3 protein-coding genes are annotated in these 2,408 nt (G+C 58.9%); all 3 read right to left on the bottom strand.

Annotated elements, in window-relative coordinates; translation table 11 throughout:
- Window positions 1-30: 30 nt before the first annotated feature.
- A complete protein-coding gene (gene tnpC / locus KGB28_RS01080) occupies window positions 31-1,557 on the bottom strand; it encodes an IS66 family transposase (RefSeq protein ID WP_223441323.1) in 1,527 nt (508 codons plus the stop codon).
- An 83-nt stretch (window positions 1,558-1,640) separates the two neighbouring features.
- A complete protein-coding gene (gene tnpB / locus KGB28_RS01085; protein ID WP_017279403.1) occupies window positions 1,641-1,976 on the bottom strand; it encodes an IS66 family insertion sequence element accessory protein TnpB in 336 nt (111 codons plus the stop codon).
- On the bottom strand, window positions 1,973-2,305 hold the full coding sequence (gene tnpA / locus KGB28_RS01090) for an IS66-like element accessory protein TnpA (RefSeq protein ID WP_223441328.1): 333 nt from the start codon (window positions 2,303-2,305) through the stop codon (window positions 1,973-1,975). The genes tnpB and tnpA overlap by 4 nt, the downstream gene beginning before the upstream one ends.
- Between the last annotated feature and the right edge of the window lie 103 nt (window positions 2,306-2,408).

Genomic DNA, 2,408 nt, shown 5'->3' on the forward strand with positions numbered 1-2,408 from the left:
GTAAGCGTCCGCCAAACACACCTTGTGTGATTAAACGGGCGCCCACCTGTGCGGCAACAGCTCGGTTATCTCACTCGCACGCTGCGTCGGCAGGCGTGTAAGAACATCCTTCAAGTAAGCATACGGATCATGTCCGTTGAGCCGCGCCGACTGGATCAAACTCATGATCGCCGCTGCACGTTTACCGCTGCGTAACGAGCCCGCGAACAGCCAGTTCGAGCGCCCAAGAGCCCACGGCCGGATTTGATTCTCGCACCAGTTATTATCGATGGGCACAGCACCGTCATCGAGATAGCGCGTCAGCGCTATCCAGCGTTTGAGGCTGTAATCCAGGGCCTTGGCGATGGCCGAACCCTCAGGCACAAGCTGTCTTTGGGCGGTCATCCAGGTATGAAGTGCGTCGGCGATTGGCGCTGCTTTTTCCTGCCGTATTCGCTGTCGATCACCCGGTTCCAGGTCGCGGACTTCTCGTTCAACTTCGTACAAGGCCGCGATGTAGTGCAGCGCTTTTTCGGCGATCTGGCTCTTGTTGGTCGCATGCAAGTCGAAGAACTTTCGGCGGGCATGGGCCATGCAGCCGATCTCCCTAACGCCCAGTTCAAAGCCTGCCTTGTAGCCGGCAAAGTCATCGCAGACCAGCTTGCCGTTCCAACTGCCCAGGAAGGCTCGGGCATGTTCGCCAGCGCGGCTTGGGCTGAAGTCGTAAACGACCGCCGCCAGGTCAGAGAACTGACTGGTGGCATAGGCCCAGACATAAGCGCGATGAGTTTTTTTAGCGCCAGGCGTCAGCATTTGTACCGGCGTCTCGTCGGCGTGAACGATGCCGTGCGTCAGCACGGCTTCGCGCAGCGCATCGACTAGTGGTTGGAGTTGCACGCCGCAGTTGCCCACCCACTGCGCCAAGGTCGAACGGGCGATGGGCAGCCCGGCGCGACCGAAGATTTTTTCCTGACGATACAGCGGCAAATGATCAGCGAACTTGGCCACCATGACATGGGCCAGCAGGCCCGCTGTCGGGATGCCTTTGTCGATGACGTGCGCCGGTACCGGCGCCTGGATTAGCGTTTCGCACTGTTCGCAGGCCCACTTTCCACGGATGTGGCGCTCGACGGTGAACACGCCGGGCGTGTAGTCGAGCTTTTCGCTGGCATCTTCGCCGATGCGCTTGAGGGCGCAACCGCACTGGCAGTGGCTGTTGTCCGGTTCGTGATGGATCAGCGTGCGAGGAAATTGCGGCGGCAGCGCTGCGCGCTTAGGTTGCTGGCGCACTTTGGCTTCGACTGGTGCCGGTTGCAGCGCCTCAAGTTCGGCTTCGATAGCGGCTATATCCGTATCGATCAAGTCGTCGAGCAGGCTGGCTTGATCCGGGCTCAACTGCTCGCTGCGCTTGGCAAACTTGAAGCGTTTGAGCAGTGCGATCTCGTGGGCCAGCTTCTCGTTGACCGACTTTTGATGATTGATCTGCTTGTCCATCGTCTCGACGCGCTGGATCAACTGCGCCGCCAAAGCACGCAGTTCTTCAGGGTTTAATTGATCGAGATTCGGATGCGAAGTCATGCCGCCGATTTTGCCAGAGTGGGCTATGGGCGGCGATAGACTGATGCGCCAATTGCGCTGGCAAGCAGGCCATGGCAGGCGAGTTAGAGCACCGTGATGGCTCCTCCGGAACCGACGCGTTGCCAAGGTAAGCCGAGCACCAAGGCTTGAAGTTGCTCTGCATCCAGCTCGACTTCAGAGCCGTGCCGCACGCCAGGCCAAAAGAAACGTCCTTGATTTAAGCGCCGGGCAGCAAGCCAAATCCCCAAGCCATCATGCACCAGCACTTTCATGCGATTGGCACGACGGTTGGCAAACAGATAAGCACAGTGCGGCTTCGCCGCACCGAACACCGCCACGACCCGCGCCAGCGCAGTTTCAGTGCCGGCGCGCATGTCCATGGGCTCGGTGGCGAGCCAGATGGAGTCGATGCGGATCATCGCAGCAGGTCTCGCAGGAAAGCAGAGCACGCCGCTGCATTTTCTGCCGGCCAACTCACCACGACTACGCCTTTTGAATGCGGCACTTCGATTCGGATCGTGGCAGGAAGGGCCTGATGCATCGGCAACGGCGGCGATGTCTTAACCGGGATGAAGGCGGTTTGAAGTGTCAGGCTTTTCTGCGCATGCACGCGTATCCATTTATGGACGAGGTTGGCGTTGAGGTTGTGGGTCAACGCGACATTGGCAATCGAGGTGTCAGGCTGCGCGCATTCGGCGATGACCTGGGCCTTGAAGGACTTTGAATAGGAACGGCGTTCTTGTGGCATAGGCGTCCGCTTAAAAAGGCTAAAAATGGTGTCCACTTAAATTTAGGTGGACACCATCGCCTCAAGCGACGGTGTCAGGAAGGTGTGTTGCCCGGACGGTTAC

The organism is Pseudomonas sp. BF-R-19 (assembly GCF_019956445.1).
Taxonomy (GTDB): Bacteria; Pseudomonadota; Gammaproteobacteria; order Pseudomonadales; family Pseudomonadaceae; genus Aquipseudomonas; species Aquipseudomonas fluorescens_BH.